This window comes from Pseudomonas sp. N40(2020), from assembly GCF_014472415.1.
Taxonomy (GTDB): Bacteria; Pseudomonadota; Gammaproteobacteria; order Pseudomonadales; family Pseudomonadaceae; genus Aquipseudomonas.
The window spans coordinates 1-468 of the sequence record NZ_JACSZV010000095.1 but is presented as its reverse complement, the minus strand read 5'-3'; the positions used below and the strand labels follow the sequence as shown (position 1 = coordinate 468).

Here is a 468-nt window from a genome sequence, read left to right as displayed (position 1 = left end):
ATCTCGCTTCGCGAGGTGATGGTGTCGCCGATGTGCACGGGGCGGATGAAGCGCACTCTGTCGTAGCCGTAGCTCATCGCCTCCTCGTTGATCTCGCCGGCGAGCATCCCCACCGCCATCGAGAGGATGAGCGTGCCATGCGCCATGCGCTGGCCCCCCGGCAGCGACTTCGCGAACTCCGCATCCATGTGGTGCGGAAAGAAGTCGCCCGTCTGGCCGGCGTGCAACACGATGTCTGCTTCGGTCACGGTGCGGCCGTGACTGCGCCGGGTCGAGCCAAGAACGTACTCCTCGAAATGGGTCATGCGATGCCCTCCGGCTGCTTCAGGTGGAGTTCGGGTAGTCGCTCGATCGCGTCGAGCACCACGGGGTCGACGCGATGGGCAAGTACCGCGTCGCGCACCAGGTGTGACAGCGCCAACTGGAAGTCGGGCCAGCCGGCCACGCGCGGGCGCACACATGCTCGCT

Annotated in this window: 1 protein-coding gene; it reads right to left on the bottom strand. The window is 66.2% G+C overall.

What is annotated here, in order from left to right; translation table 11 throughout:
- Positions 1 to 305: MaoC/PaaZ C-terminal domain-containing protein (locus IAI51_RS27770; protein ID WP_262410399.1), on the bottom strand; the 305-nt coding region annotated here is incomplete at its 3' end.
- Between the last annotated feature and the right edge of the window lie 163 nt (positions 306 to 468).